The sequence below is a fragment of the Dulcicalothrix desertica PCC 7102 genome, assembly GCF_003991905.1.
In the GTDB taxonomy this organism is placed as follows: Bacteria; Cyanobacteriota; Cyanobacteriia; order Cyanobacteriales; family Nostocaceae; genus Dulcicalothrix; species Dulcicalothrix desertica.
The window spans coordinates 26628-45968 of sequence record NZ_RSCL01000021.1 but is presented as its reverse complement, the minus strand read 5'-3'; the positions used below and the strand labels follow the sequence as shown (position 1 = coordinate 45968).

Genomic DNA, 19341 nt, shown 5'->3' with positions numbered 1-19341 from the left:
GGACGCATACCTAAGCGGTAAGAAAGTTCCCACTCACGACCCATGTAGCAGAATACGCCAATCAGGAAGTGGAATACTACCAACTGGTAAGGACCACCGTTGTACAACCACTCATCTAAGGAAGCTGCTTCCCAGATTGGGTAGAAGTGTAAACCGATAGCGTTAGAAGAAGGAACAACTGCACCAGAGATGATGTTGTTTCCGTACATTAAAGAACCAGCTACTGGTTCGCGGATACCGTCGATGTCAACGGGAGGTGCTGCTACGAATGCGATGATGAAACAGGTAGTTGCTGCCAACAAGGTAGGAATCATCAATACGCCGAACCAACCGATGTAGAGACGGTTTTCGGTGCTTGCGACCCAACGGCAGAACTGTTCCCATACGTTTGCGCTTTCGCGACGTTGTAAGGTTGCGGTCATGTCTTTATGATTGCTTGATTTATGTATGTATCAGGTAGATTTATTTACCCGATGTAAATTATCTTAATGTATATGTTTCTATTTGTAAAGCATCTTAAGAATTTATACATATTTTAGCTAAAATGCTTGTTTGGTAAGGATTTCATCTGAAATTTTTCTAGCTTTTTTAAGTAATTCCGCGAAGTCTCATACTTTTGGCATACTTATTTTGATGCCATTAAGGCGCCTGAAAGCTCGAATTTACGTTGATTGTTAAGTAGTGTAAAGCATATATAGAAGTGTTTGCTCACTGTTTATATTAAAAACTGCTTATAACTGGTTTAAGTAAAGTTGAGATTTGAGAGTTGTTGGGGGATGTTGAGCGCTAAAAATCTGTCGAGTGCTATGTATATCCAGTGTAGTGATGCTTGTTGGTCTTGACTGATGTTCTGAAATCCCAATGCGTATCCTAGTTGCTGGTCTGCGGGATGCAAGGGTATTGTGTAGATGTCGCACATGTTGGGATAGTCGGCTTGCATCTTAATTAAGGTGTTTTGAGCATCGATGAGAAGCATCTCTATATTATGTTTAGTTTTGTAAGGAAAATCAATTTGCCATGCTCGTACTTGTATAGCGTTACAGTCTGGGTCTTGAGGCGCCGCCATTTTGATGGGGTCTACTTCAATATCAATACCTAAATATAGACTTTTGCGCGGCGACATGAAAAAATTGTCTTCAGATTCTCTGGCTACTGGGTACAAAATATAAAATCCTACGGCGTTTTGAGTATCACGGCGCCGCAATACACGCATGGAAGCTGGATATAGTACTGCCCATTCACGTAAAATTCTGGCTATTCGCTGCGGAACAACGACATTTTTATTATCAATCCAGTTGTAGTAACGTGATAAAAAAGTCGCTACAGGTATAGCATCGACTCGCGGATTGAAGGAATCAGGAAATAATTCAATTGTATTAGTATCAATTAAGCTATTACGTGGTAATAAGGATTTAACGCGAATACATATATTGTTGCCATCAAATTTCTTCTCGATTAATCCCAAACCAACAAACTTATCAATCATCATACCCGCAGCCCTATCGCTACCTTGATCGGAGTCTCCGTAAAATATGGATTGTGCTTCGCGATGTGTACATTGCACAAATCCTGATGGTAAATCAAGGTCTGTTAAAGGTAATTCTAGGCGCCTGTTTAATTCGTGCTGCTGTTTGAGGAACAAATATGCCCATAACTTGACAAAGTACTCAGCCCGACGACGTGTCAAACCGACTCGTCCCTGTAGCTGGGAAACATATTTATGCTGTTCAGATATTGGAAAGTATTCGTTGAGATTGTAAGCATCCATTGGAATTGGTAGATAAGTTAATTTGAGGGAAAAAACCCTTGCACACCGTACTTAAAAACTTCACCTTAATTCACCTTAATTCCGCAAGATTAGATGCACGTTGATTTTGTTCAGGGTAGTTGTAGACATTACCGCGTCGTCATTGTGCCTACAGGTACTCTTATTTGACAATGCTGCTTAATCGTTAATAAGGAATTATACAATGGTTCAATTTAACACGCAAAATAATTATATCAACGCATCTACCAAAAGTTATATTTTTGATAATGACTCGATGAAGAATATACGGAAAAGCGAAGAAATATATCTATTGCAAGCTGTAATAGAAGGTTTTGTAGATGGGATAATAATACTGACACCCGATATGAAATTACTACATGCAAATGAATATGCTCGTAATATATGTAACAAGCTTACAGGTTTATACTTAGAACAAATAATTCCTGAAGAAATTTGGAATGTTTGTGAGTCATTAATTGAAAGTCGCGAGCTTTTCCCTGACAGTAATATATTTATGGAGCTTGAGGTCGATAAAAACTCAACAAAAGTGCGAATCCGCGCGCGCTGGTTAGAGATGGATGATAACAAGAACGAATATATGATTGTTACTCTAGAAGATTGCCATGAGTCAAATCAGAGTATTGCGATACGAGATGCAAAGAAATATGGTTTGACAGAGCGTGAGACTCAAGTTTGGTTACTGCGTAAAGCTAATCTTTCGTATAAGGAAATTGCGGCGCGACTTTACATTACAATTAATACAGTCAAAAAGCATCTTAAAAGTATTTATGCGAAACAGCAGGATATGGTGTGGTTGGAATCTTAAAAAGGGCGGGTTTAACTAAAATTTTATTTTACCAATTAGGATATGGGTTAACCCGCCCGTACATGATTTATGAGTTTTATGTTTAGCTCTATTATTACTTATAGTCCTGCTTATACAATAGTTCCTACTTATGAGTGCTTTAATAGATGTAGTTATTGTAACTTTCGTGCGGAACCTGGCAAAAGTGCTTGGATGAGTTTAAGTGAAGCTGGGAGCATATTTAAAAGATTGAAAGCGCAAGTTCATACTCAAGTTGTATGTGAAATATTGATACTTAGTGGTGAAGTTCATCCTCAGTCGGCACGGCGCCAGGCTTGGTTTGAGCGGATATACGAGCTATGTGAGTTAGCACTTAGTATGGGCTTTTTGCCACACACGAATGTGGGACCATTAAGCTTTGACGAAATGCAGAAGCTTAAACAAGTCAACGTTTCAATGGGATTAATGTTAGAACAGCTAACCCCTGAACTTTTAAAAACTGTCCATAAGCAGGCGCCGAGTAAAGTGCCATCTAAAAGACTGCAACAATTACAATGGGCAGGAGAGTTAAAAATACCTTTTACAACGGGTTTGCTACTGGGAATTGGTGAGACCGAACAAGATTGGTGGGAGACATTAGAAGCAATTGCTCAAATTCATTTGGACTACCACCATATCCAAGAAGTTATTTTACAACCTCATAGCCCTGGAAAAGAGCAAAGCTTTAATGCACCGTCTTTTAATCCCCGTCAGCTACCATATGTAATTTCCCAAGCACGCAAAATTTTGCCTGCTGATGTTACTATCCAAATTCCTCCCAATTTAGTTCAAGACTCCCAGTGGTTAATTGCTTGTGTCGAAGCAGGTGCAAGAGATTTAGGTGGAATTGGACCAAAAGACGAAGTAAACCCAGATTACCCACATTTACAAAAAAATGACTTAGAACGAATATTACAGCCTACAAACTGGCGCCTGAAACCACGATTACCCATTTACCCGCAGTTTGATGCCTGGTTAAACCCACATTTACAGACGGCAGTTGCAAAATGTAGAGACACTCTAAGTATTTAATCTTTATAAAATATTTATAAAAATAGTTGTAATTAATTACCGTTTACTGGTAAGAATTTATGCAAAGTCATTAATAATACATATGTTATTTGCTAGTTGTTAAAAAAAATACAGACAGTGATGCTGCATTGGCAACATAATATCAGGGTTTGTTTATATTGGCAGTAAAAAAAATCAAAAATTCCGGAAGTACTCTTTTGTCAATTGAAGTTAACAATATTAGTTTGTCATTCTGAGCATCGAGTTTTTATCTCGTAAAGATGCCAAATGTGAATTACCGACCCGTAGGCTGTGTTGGCAGGCACAAGTGGCGCCTGTCAAAAAGCGATACTCCTATAGAAGAGTCATGGGTATACCCATAACAGTCCTAAGACAAGTTATTTATCTTTCAAAGGAGAGGTGTTAAAAATGAAATCTAAAGGTATCTTTAAAAACGCGAGGCTTTAAGTAGGTAAGGCTTATACAATAACAGAATAAGCCTTAATGTATAAAAAATTATGTATAAGCCTGCTCGTGGAAGTAGGTGTATTTTCGCTGAAAAAACTTATAAAACAACAACAAATTTGAACCTAGGGCGAGAAATATGCTTAATGCTGGTGAAGAACATTTTGATATGTTGGCTTATGATACTAAGGTATTGCCAGCGCAAACCGACAACCACATATTATGGTGTTGCCATGCTGAAGCACTAGATGATTTGGGACAGTATGAAGATGCTGTAAAAGCTTATAGACAAGCGTTAAAAATCAAATCAGACTATAAAGATGCCTGGATAGGTCTAGGTGCAGTGCTTTGCGATAAGCTTGAAGACTACTCTGAAGCGTTAACGTGTTTTGAAAATGCTTTGCGAATCAACTATTTGGATGATTTCGCTTGGTACAATCGCGGTAACGTACTAGAAAAATTAGAACGTTATGAAGATGCGCTTGCTTGCTATGACATCGTATTGAAACTCAACCCTGATGATGAGAACACCTGGTATAGTCGTGGTTGGCTACTTTACGAAATGGGAGACTTGCAAGCAGCCATAGCATCTTATGACCAATCATTAAAATTTAAGCCACATGATGACTCAACGTGGTATAACAAAGCTTGCTGTCATGCAGTAGTAGGTGATGTTGAACTCGCTATTGATTGTTTGCAGCAAGCAATTGAACTTAGTCCAAACCAATATCGTCAAAGCGCCAAAACTGAAGCTGAATTTGATGAAATTCGCGACCAGGCTCGTTTTCAGAAATTAATCAACCCCTAAAATAGGAAATAGGCGCCGTTCCTTATAGTATATGCGCCGTCGATTCGTAGGATAGGTGCCCGCCTGTCCTACTATTAGTTAGAATTGGAATTGACCGTCAAAGCTACCACATTACACAATGTCGTCAAATTCTAACGAACACGAGCAGCAATCCGCAAGCTACGGAGATCATTATTTGGGTTGGTTAAATCGTGGCTTAGGGTTAATGGAATCAGAAGACTACGACGCAGCAATAGTGGCATTTGACCAAGTACTACAAATTCAGCCAAACAATTATGATGTTTGGTACCAAAGAGGTTTAGCTTTAGAAGAATTAGGACAGTACGAAGAAGCCATAGTCAGTCTATGTAAAGCATGGGAACTAAAACCTGACTTAGACTGTGCTTACGAATTGTTAGATACTTTACTTTGGGAATTAAACCGCTACGAAGAAGCAGCACAAAACTGTGAAAAAGCCGCACAAGCTTTATATTTATTAAATTTCAACAAAAAAGCTGTTGTATATTACCGAAAAGCCGCAGATGCATGGGAACAACTTGGTAATGACGAAAAAATAGTTGCTTGCTATGACAAAGCTTTAGAATTGGTATATGACGATGCAGAACTTTGGCGAGTTAGAGCAAATATTCTACAGCGTTTGCATAAATATACAGAAGCAATTGAAAGTATTAATAAATCTTTAGAAATTCAGCCAAACGACTACGAAGTATGGTATTTGCGAGGAAATATATATCTTGACTTAGGTAGTTATCAAGATGCAGTTGCCAGTTACGATAAATCTCTAGAACTTCATGAATATTACGATACATGGAATAATCGAGGTCTTGCTCTAGAAAAACAGGGTTGTTACGAACAAGCCATAGCTTCTTATGATAAAGCAATCGAAGAAAATCCAGATTATTTTGTAGCTTGGCAAAATCGTAGTTATCCCCTTAACAAATTAGAACGCTTTGACGAAGCACAAACGAGTCGTGATACAGCTTTTGTACTGCAAAGGCGCCCGCTTGGTAATCAATTGAGTAACTCAGGACGTTACGAAGAAGCAATAGAAATTTATAATCAAATCACAGATATTAAACAAGATGATTATTTAACTTGGTATTATAAAGGTACAGCATTAGAAAAACTCCAGCGTTACGAAGAAGCTATATATTGTTATCATCAGACAATTAAATATAAATCTGATTATTACAGCGGTTGGTATAGTTTAGGTCTTCTATTTATGAATATGAATAAATTAGAAGAAGCCTTAGCATCTTTTAATGAAGTGATGAAACTACACCCGTCTTACTACTCATATGATTATCAACTATATTATAACCAAGCTCGCTGTCTAGCTTTATTAAATAAAAAAGACCTAGCACTAGAATCTCTACAAAAAGCCGTCAAGATTAACCGTTATGAGTGTCCAAGAAAGGCAAAAAGTGAAGCTGCCTTTGCTAGTATAAGAGATGACGCACGGTTTCAATCTATAATTGGGAAAACATAAATTTATATGAACTAAACAATGAATAATAGAACAAGCAGTGTTAAAAAACTTGCGAAATCTATCAAACGAAAAACAACAACAGGTATTAGATTTTGTGCAGTCCCTTGTTCAGAAAACCAAGGATGTCGAGCAACCGACGAGTCAAGCAAAAATGTCGCTTCAGGAAATCGCCAAGTTACCCTTAGAAGAGCGTCATAAATTAATTGCACCATACGTAGCAGCTATGGCAGAAAATTTTTTAAATGACCCAGAATTAACGGAATTCTCTGTCCTAGATGTAGAAGACTGGGAAAATGAATATGACTAACTAGTGATACTTTATTTGGTAACAGTGGAGATGATGTAATTGATGCGGGTGCTGGTAATAACATCATATATGCTGGTGAAAGCAATAATATTTTATATGGTGGCGCCGGAAACGATATATTTTATGCAGGTGCTGGTAACGACCGTTTTGATGCAGGAGATGGAAATAATATCTTTTGTGGTAGTGAAGGAGACAATCTTTATATCGCTGCAAACGGTAATAATTTAGCTTATGCTGGTAGTGGTAATGATGTTTTTGCATTTGGGAACGGCAATAACACTATTTACGCAAGTAAAGGTAATAACCGCATTACTACAGGTAACGGAATTGATTTAATATTTACGGGTGCAGGTAATGATGTTATTAGACTCGGAAAAGGAAATAAAACTATCTACGCAGGTGAAGGAAATAATCAAGTAATTGCTGGTAACGGTAATAATTTGATTTATGCAGGCGCCGGAAACGATATTATTAAAACAGGTGCAGGAGTGATGTAATTTATGCAGGTGAAGGCAACAATACCATATCTACTGGCATTGGTAACGATACTATTTATGTGGGTAGTGGTAGTACCCGCTTTATTCTCGATGCAGGGGTAGAAAGTGTCACTATATATGAGTATAGTGGTGATGATTCAATTAGTCGCGGTAGTACTTTAGCTGCAAACTCATTACTATCTGTTTCTATTAGTGGCGATGACACTTTAATTAGCGCAGGTAGTGATTTGTCAGCAACTTTGAAATCAACACAATTAAATAGTGTAAATATTATCTAGGTTCTTGTGGGGTGGGCATCCTTGCCCGCCCTCCTATAGCATTCCTAATTGATTTGTAAAAAATGATGCTTATGTAACGAACCCCAAAGGACGCTGCATGACGCAAAGGAAGGAAAGAAAGAAGAGAAATATTTTACAAGTGATATATTAAATAAACAAACTTGGCGCCACTTGAAAATACTCACCTAGCACTTTAGCTTGTAATTCATCAATCGCACGTTCGCCATTTACAACCTGAGACACAACCTCACTTGAACCAATAAGACCGACTAAATCAGTTTGAGAAGTTCCACTAGCTTCCATAATGTGTAGAAGAAATCGCATAGACTCAAATCGTTCTATAGTAGATTATATTCGAGCAGCCAGAGGCATTAGACAGATTGTGTTTGATGAGTGGCGGTCATGTCAGAAATTTACTATTATTAATGAAGGAGACAATTAAATATACTGACAAGCTACCTATTCAAACGAGAGATGTACAGCGTGCTATTAGCGAATTACGAAATACTTACCGTAATACAGTTTTTTCTAATGAATGGCAAGCTTTAGCGAAAGTATATCATGATAAAGTAGGACTTGATGAAGGCTATCTTTATTAAAGATGTCAAAAATTTGTAGCATGTAGCTCTCTAAATACTTCCTCTCCAGAAATGGTTAAGGGAAAATTTTGCTCAAATCTAATGCAGCATCTTGAAATTGAGGAATTATAACTGATTGAATTGGTAAATAAATTTGTTTATTAAGATAATTATACTTACCTTGAGCATATTAAACATACCACCGCTGGTCTCGACGTTACATGTGCGCGTCTTTACTACATAAAATCGAAATAGTTGCTTATTTATAGAAAATATATCTAATTTTTACAATTTTATTATACCAGGCGCCTTAATCAGCCTTCAGGTAGATGTTTATATCATCTCTTTAGACAGAAACGTTTAGGGAAATGCAGGGGTTATTCTGAAACAAGAATGATGCGAGTTTTAAAAAACACGTTATCTAGCTGCGTATTTGTGACTATTTAAGCAAAACTTATGAATAACTCAAACGATAACAAAAACTACCGCGAGCAACAGGAAAGTTACACGGATAGTAACGGAAACACTCATATTAAGCGAACGAGTGAGACAGTTAATAACACCACACCTTCCAACTACCAAAGTGGGTATGTTCACGGACAAGCAACAGAGCGTGGTTATCAAGAAGAAAGACTAGCGCGACAAGACGAAGATAGTACTTCTCGTGGATTAATATTAGGGTTTTTACTTGCGTTGGTAGGATTAATTGGTGGCGCCTTCTGGTATTTCAACCAAAATAATACAGCTTCAGAAACGGTTACACCATCCTCTACTACGGCGCCTGTTGTAGCACCAGCAACTACTCCTACTCCAATTCCAACAGTAACTCAACAAAGTCAAACCAAAATTATTGAGCGAACCAAAGAAGTTCCAGTTCCAGTCACTAAGGAAGTTCCAGTCATTAAGGAAGTTCCAGTTCCAGTTCCAGTTGTTGTTCCTCAACAGGCGCCTGCACAAACTAACACTACACCAAACATTAATATTACTGTTCCACCTCAGCCAAGTACGACAAAACCTAGTCCTTCAACACAAAATACGGCGCCGAAGCCAAGCTCTAATAGTACAAGTACTAGCGAGACAAATGGTAGCAGTACTACTACTCCTGAAAACTCTTTCCCCGATACTAATAAACCTGCGACCTCTACTGAACCACAAACAAATGTGGCGCCAAGTAGCAATTAATCTTTAAATTTGTCTTGTGGGGTGGGTCTTATGAGAACGGGCAAGGATGCCCATTCCACAAGAGTGCTATTGAATAAAGCTGCTTTGTTGAGTTTGTTGAAGTTCTTGAAGGTTTTCTTGGGCTTCTTTGTTTCTGGGGTTGAATTTTAATGCTTCTTCAAAAATGGCTATTGCGTCTTCTTTGATAAAATTATCAGTACTTTGAATACGATAACCTAAGTTGACATATATTTCTGCCATGTTTTTGGGAGGAATTTTTTTTGTAAGCTGTTGAAAGGTTGTCATGACATTTTTTAATCCTTGCTTTTGATAAATACCAAAACCTGCTACGGAACAAGTGTAGTAGTTTATATAAGAAGTGTCTTTACCTTTATAAAGGTCTATTACTGTTTGACAAGATGTTAGTGCTTCGTTCAATTTATTTTGCTTAATTAGAACTTCTGCTAAGGCGCCATATCGGTAATCTTGTGGTTCAAGTTTAATAGTTTGACGATACGCTGTAACTGCTTGTTCTAGTTTATTTTGCTCTACTAGTACTTCACCTAAGCTTGAATAGTTTTCTGCTGATGGTTTAACTTTTATTGCTTGACGGTATGCGGATACTGATTCGTTTAACTTTTGATTTTGCTTATAAATATAACCTAAAGCTTGGAGTGGCACTTCATTTTTAGGTTCTTGTTTTGCGTATTGCGTTAAAATCGTAATCGATTTTGGAAACTTTATTAATTCTGCAAGACCAGTGTATGCATAAAAATTAGTCGAATCAACATTTATTGCTTGACGATAAGCTAGTATTGCATCATTGATCTTTTCTTGCTTCTGAAAAGATTCAGCAACTTTATTATATAGCGAATAGTATGTTGGCTCTAATTTAATAGCTTGTCGATAAGCTGTTCTAGCTTCATCATGCTTTCCTGCTTCTGTTAAAGCGTCACCTAATGATTCATAGTTATTCCAATCTGGTTTTAGGGCAACTAACTGACGAAATTCTGCTATTGCTTGTGTATAATTTTCTTGTCTAAGATATACTGTACCTAAACCACTACGTGCTACTTCGCTTTTGGAATCTAGTTTTAAAGCTTCTTGATAGGCTATCATTGCTTCATTTAGTTTATCTTCTGAGCGTAAGTTATCACCGTAGTTATTGTAAATTTTGGCACTTGGCTTGATTTTGATAGCTTGTTGGTATGCGGCAATTCCTTCATCAATTCTATTTTGAGAGAATAGTACACTACCTAAGCGCGCGTATGCTAAAGCGTCTCTTGGTTGCTGTTTAATAACTTGGCGCCATAATTTTTCTGCTTCGTCGTAATTTGAATCATTTTGGGCACTTTGTGCTTCTTCTACCAATTCGACTACTGCCGCAATGGTAATTCCTGGCGCCATTACTAATGATAGACTGATGAGTAAAGGTACTCCAAATAAGAATCGCATCTTGACCTCAAATAAAACTTAATAGTAATTTGGCTTAATCTTAAAGCATCTATTTATACATAGATTGGCAATTTTGTAAATTAATTGTGAAGATGCATCTACCAAAAGTAGGAGTTTGACAACAAAAGCGATGTTGTAAAATAGACATGGAAGCATTCGAGGACCAGTTCACTGGTATAAAACGCCTATCGAGACTATCTTTGGTAATCTCCAAGGTTTAAAAAGCAGCCAGCTCAAACAACTACAGCGGCTGTACCACCAGCGCTTACCGGGCGATACCGTTACAACGCCCGAATTTTCCCAGCGTCTGGCAGCAATTAGTACTGAGATAAATTTCCCTGTATGTGCCTACGTTAACCGTCGCGGACAAGTTATCCGGGTTGGGGTGGGCACTCCGCGTCAAACGCAGATTCCGCCTTTAGAGTTGCCACGTTATGGTGCAGAACGACTTTGCGGTATCCGTTGTATAGCTACCCACTTAAAGCCAGAACCACCATCGGAAGCGGCTTTAACAGCTATGGCTATGCAACGTCTTGATGCCCTGGTTGTACTCAATATTACTGGAACTGGATTTACCAAACGTGGTGGTGGTGCAACTGGATATGTTAAAGAAGCTTATTTGGCACATTTAACAGCCTCTTACACCCCCGTTTTAATTAACAGTGGCGCCTCATTAAATGAGAAAGACAAACTTCCAGCACCAAGTTGGAATGTCTCGCCAGCAATGAGTTTAGATGTTCTATCAAATCAAGATTTTCTGGAATTGGTAGAAGGACTCGAAGAAGAATTTCGACGAGAGTATGTTGCCACTGATGTTGATAGCGACAATGACCGCGTTGTAATTGTTGGTGTCATGACCGACAACGTTAACGCGCAACAATTTAAAGATATTGTCGAAGAATTAGGGCGGTTGGTTGATACCGCAGGCGGCGAAGTTTTGCAAACTATGTGGCAAAAACGCAGCCGTACCCATCCCCAAACTGTCGTCGGGGAAGGTAAAGTTCAAGAAATTGCCTTAACAGCACAAACTTTAGGAGCAAATTTAGTTGTTTTCGACCGTGACCTTACACCGTCGCAGGTTCGCAACTTAGAAGCTCAAATTGGTGTTCGCGTCGTTGACCGCACCGAAGTCATATTAGATATTTTTGCACAGCGCGCTCAGTCACGTGCTGGTAAATTACAAGTTGAGTTGGCACAGTTAGAGTACATGTTGCCTCGCCTCACAGGTCGAGGTCAAGCGATGTCTCGACTGGGGGGTGGTATTGGTACACGAGGCCCTGGTGAAACTAAATTAGAAACCGAACGCCGTGCCATTAGCCGCCGTATTTCTCGTTTGCAACAAGAAGTCAACCAATTACAAGCACATCGTGAACGTTTGCGTCAACGGCGCCAACACCAAGAAGTTCCCTCTGTGGCTTTAGTTGGATATACGAACGCAGGAAAATCTACACTGCTAAATACGTTGACCAACGCCGAAGTATATACGGCCGACCAATTGTTTGCAACGCTCGACCCAACTACTCGTCGTTTGGTAGTTCCCGATGCTTTAGACTCTCTACCGCAAGAAATTCTAGTTACAGATACGGTAGGATTTATACACGAACTGCCAGAAGCACTGATGGATGCCTTCCGCGCCACTTTGGAAGAAGTGACTGAAGCCGATGCTTTAATACATTTGGTTGATTTATCGCATCCCGCGTGGTTGAGTCACATTCGTGCAGTACGGGATATTTTGGCTGTAATGCCTGTTACGCCTGGGCCAGCAATGGTTGTGTTTAACAAAATAGATGAAGTTAGTAGCGATACGCTTGAAATAGCGCGCGAAGAGTTTCCAATGGCTGTGTTTATTTCTGCCACCCATCGTTTGGGTTTAGAAACTCTTCGTCAGCGTTTAGGACAACTAATTCACTTCGCAGCACACGAGCGGTAAAGCAATAAAGAAAATAAGATATTAAAATCCCGGTCTCATAACAGTTACCGGGATTTCTTTTTACAATTTATATCCGATACAATACTGCGTAGGTTTTGGAGAAAAAACGAAAATACGTAGGTTGGGTGAAGGAACAGGTTTAGAAATTCTCCGTCAGCGCTTGGGACAGCTTATTCACTGCGCTGTTTCTTCACGGTAATTACTTAAACTCAAAGTATACGTTCATCTTAAGGCTGGGGCATAGCATTGTTGTGTCCCTACTCTTTTTTATCAAAACAAGTATATTCACTTACAGTTTTATTCAAATATAGAAAATCAATATAATTTTCGATGTTAAAAAAATATTGCTTATTACTAGTATTTATACTGTTAAATCATCTTTTTAAAGCTGAAATTGAAGCATCAATAAATATATCGCAAATCAATAGACGATATTTAATCAGATTGCTTATAGTGTAAAAGTCTCATTCAAAATTTTTTTAATACACCAATGTTGTTCAAACAACCTATTACTGTTTTATCCGCACTCGCTACAGTAGCAGTAACTTCAGTGGCTTTTGCTCCCTCAGCATCCGCTTTTATAGTTTCTAGTAATGACACCAAAGTTACCCTTGATGCTAACGATGTAAATCAAGTATTTGATGTTTACTTTGATGGGAATGTTAATACACAAAATGTCAATGGACTTTCATCACTAGCAACTTTTAAATTTCTAGGATTTTCCACAGTTGGTACTGGCGCCAATACCAAAACCGAGGCAAAATTTAATATTAAGTTATCCAATACATCAGGCAGTGGCATTACCTCTAGAACTTCTGCTTTAGGTTTTGATACCAACTACAATTTACTCGGAGTTGGAAATACCAATACTTCTGGAAGCACACGAGTACAAAGTGGAGGACTTTTTTCCAACGACAGAGGTGGCTCATTCCCTAACCAGTTTGGTAACGTTGACGTATGCTTTACAAATGGTAATAACTGCCAGGGAGGAGCTAGTGGCGGAGTCTTTAATGGCAATAGCGGCAACTTCACTGCGATTTTGGCTTTTAACGGTATTATCAACAGCTTAGATTTGGACAATTTTGGTGTCCGCTATCAAAGCATTGACGGAAGTAGCAATAATGTTACTTTCAATGGTGCTAGCGGTACAGGTAGAGGCAAGGTGAGAAGAAAAGTTTCTGAACCTGCAACTATTGCAGCTATCGGTTTTGTAGCTATAAGTGCTTTTGGACTAAGAAAGAAAAACAACAAGCTTGTCTCTCAATCTTAAATATTTAAAGGGTAAACTACCTAAAAACTACCCACACCACGTGTGTAATATTGGTGTGGGCTTTTAGTAACCAGTTATAATTGTGCATGGGTGTAGAGTTTAACTTATAGCATAACCAGCGGTAGCGTTCTAAAATGAGGAAATGTTACTGAAGTAAAAGCGCCATGACTGCTAAAGTTGAAATTTATACTTGGAGAACTTGTCCGTTTTGCATTCGTGCGAAAGCTTTGTTAAAAGACAAAGGTGTTGATTTTGTTGAGTACGCTATTGATGGGGATGAGGTAGCACGAGGTAAAATGGCCCAACGTGCAAATGGTAGACGCTCTCTACCACAAATTTTTATTGATGACCTTCACGTTGGTGGTTGTGATGATATCCACGCACTCGATGCGAAAGGAAAGTTAGATGAGTTATTAGAAGTTGAAAGTTAAGAGTTAGGAGTTAGGAATCAGAACTCATAACTTATAACTCATCAGGGTACTTTTAGGTGGATAATCAATAGGTGTGTCATCTTTAGATATTTCCGGCGCCGCCGTACAAAAAAGTGAAATTAGCTTTTATTATTGACCCTATCCACTTGCTTGACCCTTGTCACGATACTAGTGTGGCTTTGATGGAAGCTGCTTGTGTGTTAGGACATGAAGTATGGATAACTCAAGCGAGTCAACTAAGTGTTGTTGATAGCAAAGCTTGGGGCATTCTTGAACGGGTGGAAATTACACCGATTGAGTTAGTAGAAGGACGCTGGGTTGCTGTTTCTGCTTGGTATAAGCTAGGCGAACGTCTGAGTGTTTGCCTAGACACAATGGATGCTGTGTTTATGCGGACTGACCCACCTGTGGATGTTCCGTATTTATACGCAACTTATATTCTTGATTATATTGACCCTCGCAAAACTTTAGTGGTTAATAGCCCTAACGGCATACGAGCAGCCAATGAAAAAATGTATGCTTTACAGTTTACTGAGGCAATACCCGAAACTATTGTTAGCGCTGATAAAGCCCGAATTCGCCAATTTGTCGAAGTTAAAGGCGCCGCTATACTAAAACCTTTGGGCAACAAAGCAGGAGAAGGCATTTTATTTTTACAAGCAGGAGACCGTAATTTCAACTCGATTGTTGAACTTAGTACCCTTCAAGGTCGTGTTCCTGTAATGGTGCAAACGTATTTACCAGAAGCCAAGCAAGGAGATAAGCGAATTATATTACTCAACGGTGAACCGATAGGCGCCTTGAATCGTCTTTCGACAGCCGGAGAATTTCGCAATAATATGGCTGCTGGTGGTACTGTTGCTAAAACTGAAATAACACCACGTGAACTTGATATTTGCCAGCAACTAGCTGCAAAATTACTAGTAGATGGTTTAATTTTTGTTGGTATTGATGTTATTGGTGGCTATCTCACTGAAGTTAATGTTACCAGCCCAACAGGTATACGCGAAATTGACCGATTCGAGGGTACTCGTCTCGGTCAACAAGTAATTAAATGGTTGGATACTCTTAACTCTTAACGGTAGATAGCTTTTTAGCAATGACAACAATATCCGGCACTGTTACACAGCCCGGTCATGTATAAATAAGAACTTTTTAGCTGGTTTTAATAATTAGCTTAAAAGGTTCATTCAACGAATTGTATGGGGAACACAGTCACTTTAAGTGTTTTGAAATTAAGTAATATTAATCATCATTCGTAGGGGAAAGATAATTAATTCTTATTGCGCTTGCGTAAAAAGTCTGGAATATCTAATCCAGGTTTTTCTTTGGGTTCAGGTGGTTGCTGTGGTTGTTGTTGTTGTTGTTGCTGTTGTTGTGCAGGTGGAGTAAAAGGTGGTTGCTGCATTGGCATTGGGCGCCTTTGTTGTGTTGGTATCCCCCCTCTTGGGTTTACGCTGGCAGATTGTGCAGGTGTTTGCTGAACTTCGCCAGTAAAGCCAGTTGCAATTACAGTCAATCGCACTTCGCCTTGAAGTCGGTCGTCAATTACGGCACCAAAAATAATATTCGCGTTCGGATCTACGACTTCGTAAATCGTTTCGGCGGCAGCATTGACTTCGTGTAGTGTTAAGTCACTACCACCCGTAATGTTAAACACAACACCTCTCGCCCCTTCAATCGAACATTCTAAAAGTGGCGAAGAAATTGCGGCAATGGCAGCTTCGCGAGCGCGTGATTTGCCTGAACCAATACCAATCCCCATTAACGCCGAACCTGCATCTGCCATTACTGCGCGCACATCGGCAAAGTCTACGTTAATTAAGCCAGGAATTGTAATGATATCTGAAATTCCTTGCACCCCTTGCCGTAGTACGTCGTCGGCATAGCGAAATGCTTCCTGCATTGGAGTTTGTTCGGGGATCACTTCTAATAATTTGTTATTGGGAATGATAATGAGGGTATCAACGCGACTTTTTAGCCCTTCTATTCCTTGCTCGGCTTGACTAATACGACGGCGCCCTTCAAATATAAATGGACGTGTGACAACGCCTACTGTCAAGGCGCCCATTTCTTTTGCCACCTCTGCCACAATTGGAGCAGCACCTGTACCCGTTCCGCCTCCCATACCAGCCGTAATAAAAACAAGGTCGGCGCCTTCTAAAGCAGTGGCAATTTCGTCGCGCGACTCTTCAGCAGCTTTTTGACCAATTGCTGGGTTTCCACCTGCCCCCAAACCGCGTGTTAATTTCTGCCCAATTTGCAAACGACTAGGAGCGGATGCGAGTGTTAAAGCTTGAGCATCAGTGTTAATAGACCAAAATTCTACTCCAGAAACATCCGAAGCAATCATGCGGTTAACAGCATTACTACCACCACCACCAACTCCAATCACTTTGATGTTGGCAACGCGCCCAGGAACGATATCGCCAATACGACTATCTTCTGCTGGGGTTTTTTTGTTGTCCGATGACCCAAAAGTTAACCCAGAATGGCTAAAAGGGTTATTGGAGTTCCCCGTAAGAGTCAAGGATGGCTGTCCTGGAGATTGAGAGTTTTTATAAGTAAGCCCTTGGCTATTGTCAAATGTCATTGGATTTGCGTACATGTAGATAAACGGCTATTCGGTTGGTGTTGTGTACCTATGAGTCAACTATAGTGTGAGCCAACCATCATGGATAAGCATTGTTTTTTCTTGTCATAACTTCCTTTACAACAGAAGCTTTGATGAGCGGATTCAAGTCAGAATTCCAACATAAATGTCGGATATACCCATACCTGCTGGCATTAAACTAGCATTTTCTGAGCTTTACTCTTAACTTCTCCCACTCAATCGCACAACTAATTTTAAAGAAGTATACCTAGTATTTACCTTATGAGTGTTATGTATAACTTTAACAGTGACGCTAATTACTTCACTGCTATGTTACCTTTACTGCTCCGTATAATTTTGGCGTTGTTACTGACCTGTGCATCTTAAAGAAGTAATTTTTGAGATGTCATTAATTTTACATCTGCATCTGTTGTTTTTTCACTCCATTACAAAAAATCTGTATTTGCGTAGATTTAAAAGATTTTCATGTAATACACCCAGACTGAGCGCAATTATTTTAAACCCCTTTATTATGTTTTCAAGCCTAAACCAAGCGTAATAAAATTCATTCAACATGATATTTAAATCGCTATCTGGCTTCCCTACTACATCGTTAAGGAGCAACAAATAATGCACTGCTGATTCCAAAATTTCACGTATATATATGTATAAATGAGTTTCATATATTACGTTAATATGCTTATGTATAAGCTTTTTACCAAAAATCTTCAAAAATACATTTGTCCTACTTTGACAGTCAAGTAGCCTTACTGCTAAGGAATACAATAAATTATGATTCCACACATCAGCCTTTATCTGTAAAATATCATGTTGGTGCCTCCCATATACTTTTGACAAAACAATACAAAACTTAATACAAGCCTGTTGATGCTGTAACAATGTGACAGTACAAGGAGTACCTTCACAAAAGACACTATCATCAAACTGTCTGACATCTATAGTGCGTGTGAACCAGTTGTGAAATAAAACAACAGGGTAATAGTAACTTGTTTCTTGTACAGGTTTATATCGGTTCTCCTTGCAGGGCGTTAAAACAACAATACCTGTTTTCAACTCCATTGGTAAAATAATTGTGCCAAGTATATTCACTCATAAAAAGTCCTGCTCGCTACAACAAGAGTAAAGCATTTTAATTTAACAACTTTTGATTCTAAATTTTAGCGTTTGGCACGAGGAGTAATCAATTCTTTTGTACTATTTTGAAGTTGCATAGTTGGTAAATTAGGATTTGTAAGGTCTATATACTGTATTTTATTTGTATTTATTTTTGCAGGCAGGTGTCGCATTTGTGCAAGAACTTTGATTTGCTCGGTTAGTTGAGGCCCCAAGGCGCCTAGATGTACAAGCCCAATTTCAGTTGTTAAAATCACGTTGGTCAAATCTTGACAATCAATTTTGGTGATTTCGACAGAACTTTGGCTTACCGCTTCGTAAAGCATCCCCCAAAACTCCCGGTATTGGTCGGGAGAACCAATTACTTTAAGATTGGGTAATCCTGCTTTAAGCGTTTTCAAATTTTTTGTATCAACATTAATTAGTACACCTGTTGCATCAAGCAACAACAATGGAGTTTTTTCGTCCGAAGCTTGAGTTTTTTGCACGATGGCAACAGGGACTCGTTCAATTACTTCAACAATTAACCCTGGTGGAAACAAGCGACGAGTCACCGAAGCGTGTGCAATCAATGGTTGCTTTTGTAGCGATTGGGCAATATGTGATGGCTCAATTTTCCATACTGATTGCGGATAAGACAAAGGCAACAGCGACTGAATTTTGTCAGCAGAAAGTAATTGGTTACCAGAAACTTTAACGTCTTGTTCAGTTTTAACTAACCAGGTTGGTTGAACAGTTGCCCATAACAAACCACCTGTAAGAGAAACAAGAGCAAAGCTTTGCCAGACAGTTTGAATAATCTTTTTGCGTCGCTGCTTCCTTAGTTTTTTTCGTCTACCTTCTAAATCTGTGCGAGACACTGATGCTGTATCAGCCATTCAAACCCCTTCCACACATGAGCGAATCTATTCATATCGGCAATTGTCAGCCACGATTATTTCGCGCGATTTTAGCACGCGAGATTGACTTTAACTTTTGAAATAGGCACATCAAAACTCTTAATGAATACCCGTGCTATTTAGTATATCCACCCTAATACGCTTGCTCGTACCTTCCTAAAGTGTGCAGCGTTAATTTTGCACTAAGTGTAGCTTTTTGACCGTGGGGTGTAAACCATCATACTGAAAATAAGCTACATCCAAGGTATTGACAGAATAACACGCTTCATGCATAAAAATATTCTTGAAAGAATAATTAATTAAGGCGCCTTAATTAAAATATTGCAATATATAACGCTTAAATATATACTCCTGGATGGTTGACAAAGTGTTATAAGTATAGTCACGCTCACTGTCAGTAATATTTTTGGATTTATACGTTGT

Annotated in this window: 20 protein-coding genes and 1 pseudogene; 14 read left to right on the top strand and 7 right to left on the bottom strand. The window is 38.9% G+C overall.

The genetic code is table 11. The features are described 5' to 3' along the window. Together DSM106972_RS35565 and DSM106972_RS35560 are read right to left on the bottom strand one after the other, a co-directional pair. On the bottom strand, positions 1-422 hold a 422-nt coding region (locus DSM106972_RS35565; RefSeq protein ID WP_459178368.1), incomplete at its 3' end, for a photosynthetic reaction center family protein. 320 nt (positions 423-742) lie between these two features. Continuing rightward, positions 743-1768 (bottom strand): hypothetical protein, encoded by a 1026-nt coding sequence (locus DSM106972_RS35560; RefSeq protein ID WP_127085117.1) that lies wholly within the window; start codon positions 1766-1768, stop codon positions 743-745. A 202-nt stretch (positions 1769-1970) separates the two neighbouring features. Here DSM106972_RS35560 and DSM106972_RS35555 point away from each other — a divergent pair, with 202 nt between their 5' ends. The 8 genes and pseudogenes from DSM106972_RS35555 (at position 1971) to DSM106972_RS35525 (ending at position 7467) form a co-directional block, all read left to right on the top strand. Further along, positions 1971-2594 carry a PAS and helix-turn-helix domain-containing protein gene (locus DSM106972_RS35555; protein ID WP_127085116.1) on the top strand — a complete coding sequence of 208 codons (624 nt, stop codon included), beginning with the start codon at positions 1971-1973 and terminating at the stop codon, positions 2592-2594. A 78-nt stretch (positions 2595-2672) separates the two neighbouring features. After that, positions 2673-3644, top strand: coding sequence for a 7,8-didemethyl-8-hydroxy-5-deazariboflavin synthase subunit CofG (gene cofG, locus DSM106972_RS35550; protein WP_127085115.1), 972 nt, complete (start codon positions 2673-2675; stop codon positions 3642-3644). A 583-nt stretch (positions 3645-4227) separates the two neighbouring features. Continuing rightward, the gene (locus DSM106972_RS35545) at positions 4228-4896 is read left to right on the top strand and encodes a tetratricopeptide repeat protein (protein ID WP_127085114.1); all 669 of its coding nucleotides are present in this window, start codon (positions 4228-4230) and stop codon (positions 4894-4896) included. Positions 4897-5014: 118 nt separating this feature from the next. Continuing rightward, a complete protein-coding gene (locus DSM106972_RS35540; protein ID WP_127085113.1) occupies positions 5015-6385 on the top strand; it encodes a tetratricopeptide repeat protein in 1371 nt (456 codons plus the stop codon). Between the two features lie 49 nt (positions 6386-6434). After that, a complete protein-coding gene (locus DSM106972_RS35535; RefSeq protein ID WP_127085112.1) occupies positions 6435-6692 on the top strand; it encodes a hypothetical protein in 258 nt (85 codons plus the stop codon). 14 nt (positions 6693-6706) lie between these two features. Further along, positions 6707-6853, top strand: a pseudogene (locus DSM106972_RS56160) (calcium-binding protein); the annotation flags it as partial. Positions 6854-6862: 9 nt separating this feature from the next. Then, entirely contained in the window at positions 6863-7189 is a 327-nt protein-coding gene (locus DSM106972_RS55535) for a calcium-binding protein (RefSeq protein WP_459178369.1), read from the top strand. Between the two features lie 59 nt (positions 7190-7248). Further along, a complete protein-coding gene (locus tag DSM106972_RS35525; protein WP_127085111.1) occupies positions 7249-7467 on the top strand; it encodes a hypothetical protein in 219 nt (72 codons plus the stop codon). A gap of 147 nt (positions 7468-7614) precedes the next feature. Here the strand turns inward: DSM106972_RS35525 and DSM106972_RS35520 are convergent, their stop codons facing one another. After that, positions 7615-7791, bottom strand: coding sequence for a hypothetical protein (locus tag DSM106972_RS35520; RefSeq protein WP_411675368.1), 177 nt, complete (start codon positions 7789-7791; stop codon positions 7615-7617). A gap of 101 nt (positions 7792-7892) precedes the next feature. Between DSM106972_RS35520 and DSM106972_RS35515 the strand changes: the two genes are divergently transcribed. Both DSM106972_RS35515 and DSM106972_RS35510 read left to right on the top strand, forming a co-directional pair. Then, positions 7893-8066 carry a hypothetical protein gene (locus tag DSM106972_RS35515; protein WP_233787951.1) on the top strand — a complete coding sequence of 58 codons (174 nt, stop codon included), beginning with the start codon at positions 7893-7895 and terminating at the stop codon, positions 8064-8066. Positions 8067-8501: 435 nt separating this feature from the next. Then, complete coding sequence (locus DSM106972_RS35510) at positions 8502-9227, top strand: hypothetical protein (protein WP_127085110.1); 726 nt, start codon at positions 8502-8504, stop codon at positions 9225-9227. Positions 9228-9293: 66 nt separating this feature from the next. Here DSM106972_RS35510 and DSM106972_RS35505 read toward each other — a convergent pair whose 3' ends face one another. Next, complete coding sequence (locus DSM106972_RS35505; protein ID WP_233787716.1) at positions 9294-10661, bottom strand: tetratricopeptide repeat protein; 1368 nt, start codon at positions 10659-10661, stop codon at positions 9294-9296. Positions 10662-10848: 187 nt separating this feature from the next. On the opposite strand from DSM106972_RS35505, the gene hflX reads away from it, so the two are divergent. The 4 genes from hflX (at position 10849) to gshB (ending at position 15371) form a co-directional block, all read left to right on the top strand. Next, positions 10849-12591: a GTPase HflX gene (gene hflX, locus DSM106972_RS35500; protein ID WP_186538939.1), complete on the top strand. Its 1743-nt coding sequence runs from the start codon at positions 10849-10851 to the stop codon at positions 12589-12591. Between the two features lie 490 nt (positions 12592-13081). Beyond that, positions 13082-13861: a cistern family PEP-CTERM protein gene (locus DSM106972_RS35495; protein ID WP_127085108.1), complete on the top strand. Its 780-nt coding sequence runs from the start codon at positions 13082-13084 to the stop codon at positions 13859-13861. A 164-nt stretch (positions 13862-14025) separates the two neighbouring features. Further along, positions 14026-14292, top strand: a complete 267-nt coding sequence (grxC, locus tag DSM106972_RS35490; protein ID WP_127085107.1) for a glutaredoxin 3 — start codon at positions 14026-14028, stop codon at positions 14290-14292. 113 nt (positions 14293-14405) lie between these two features. Next, the gene (gene gshB, locus DSM106972_RS35485) at positions 14406-15371 is read left to right on the top strand and encodes a glutathione synthase (protein WP_127085106.1); all 966 of its coding nucleotides are present in this window, start codon (positions 14406-14408) and stop codon (positions 15369-15371) included. A 194-nt stretch (positions 15372-15565) separates the two neighbouring features. Here the strand turns inward: gshB and ftsZ are convergent, their stop codons facing one another. From ftsZ to DSM106972_RS35470, 3 genes are all read right to left on the bottom strand, one after another. Next, positions 15566-16885 (bottom strand): cell division protein FtsZ, encoded by a 1320-nt coding sequence (ftsZ, locus tag DSM106972_RS35480; protein ID WP_127085105.1) that lies wholly within the window; start codon positions 16883-16885, stop codon positions 15566-15568. A 438-nt stretch (positions 16886-17323) separates the two neighbouring features. Continuing rightward, positions 17324-17995: a hypothetical protein gene (locus DSM106972_RS35475; protein WP_127085104.1), complete on the bottom strand. Its 672-nt coding sequence runs from the start codon at positions 17993-17995 to the stop codon at positions 17324-17326. A 68-nt stretch (positions 17996-18063) separates the two neighbouring features. Then, positions 18064-18897: a cell division protein FtsQ/DivIB gene (locus DSM106972_RS35470; protein WP_127085103.1), complete on the bottom strand. Its 834-nt coding sequence runs from the start codon at positions 18895-18897 to the stop codon at positions 18064-18066. Positions 18898-19341: the final 444 nt, after the last annotated feature.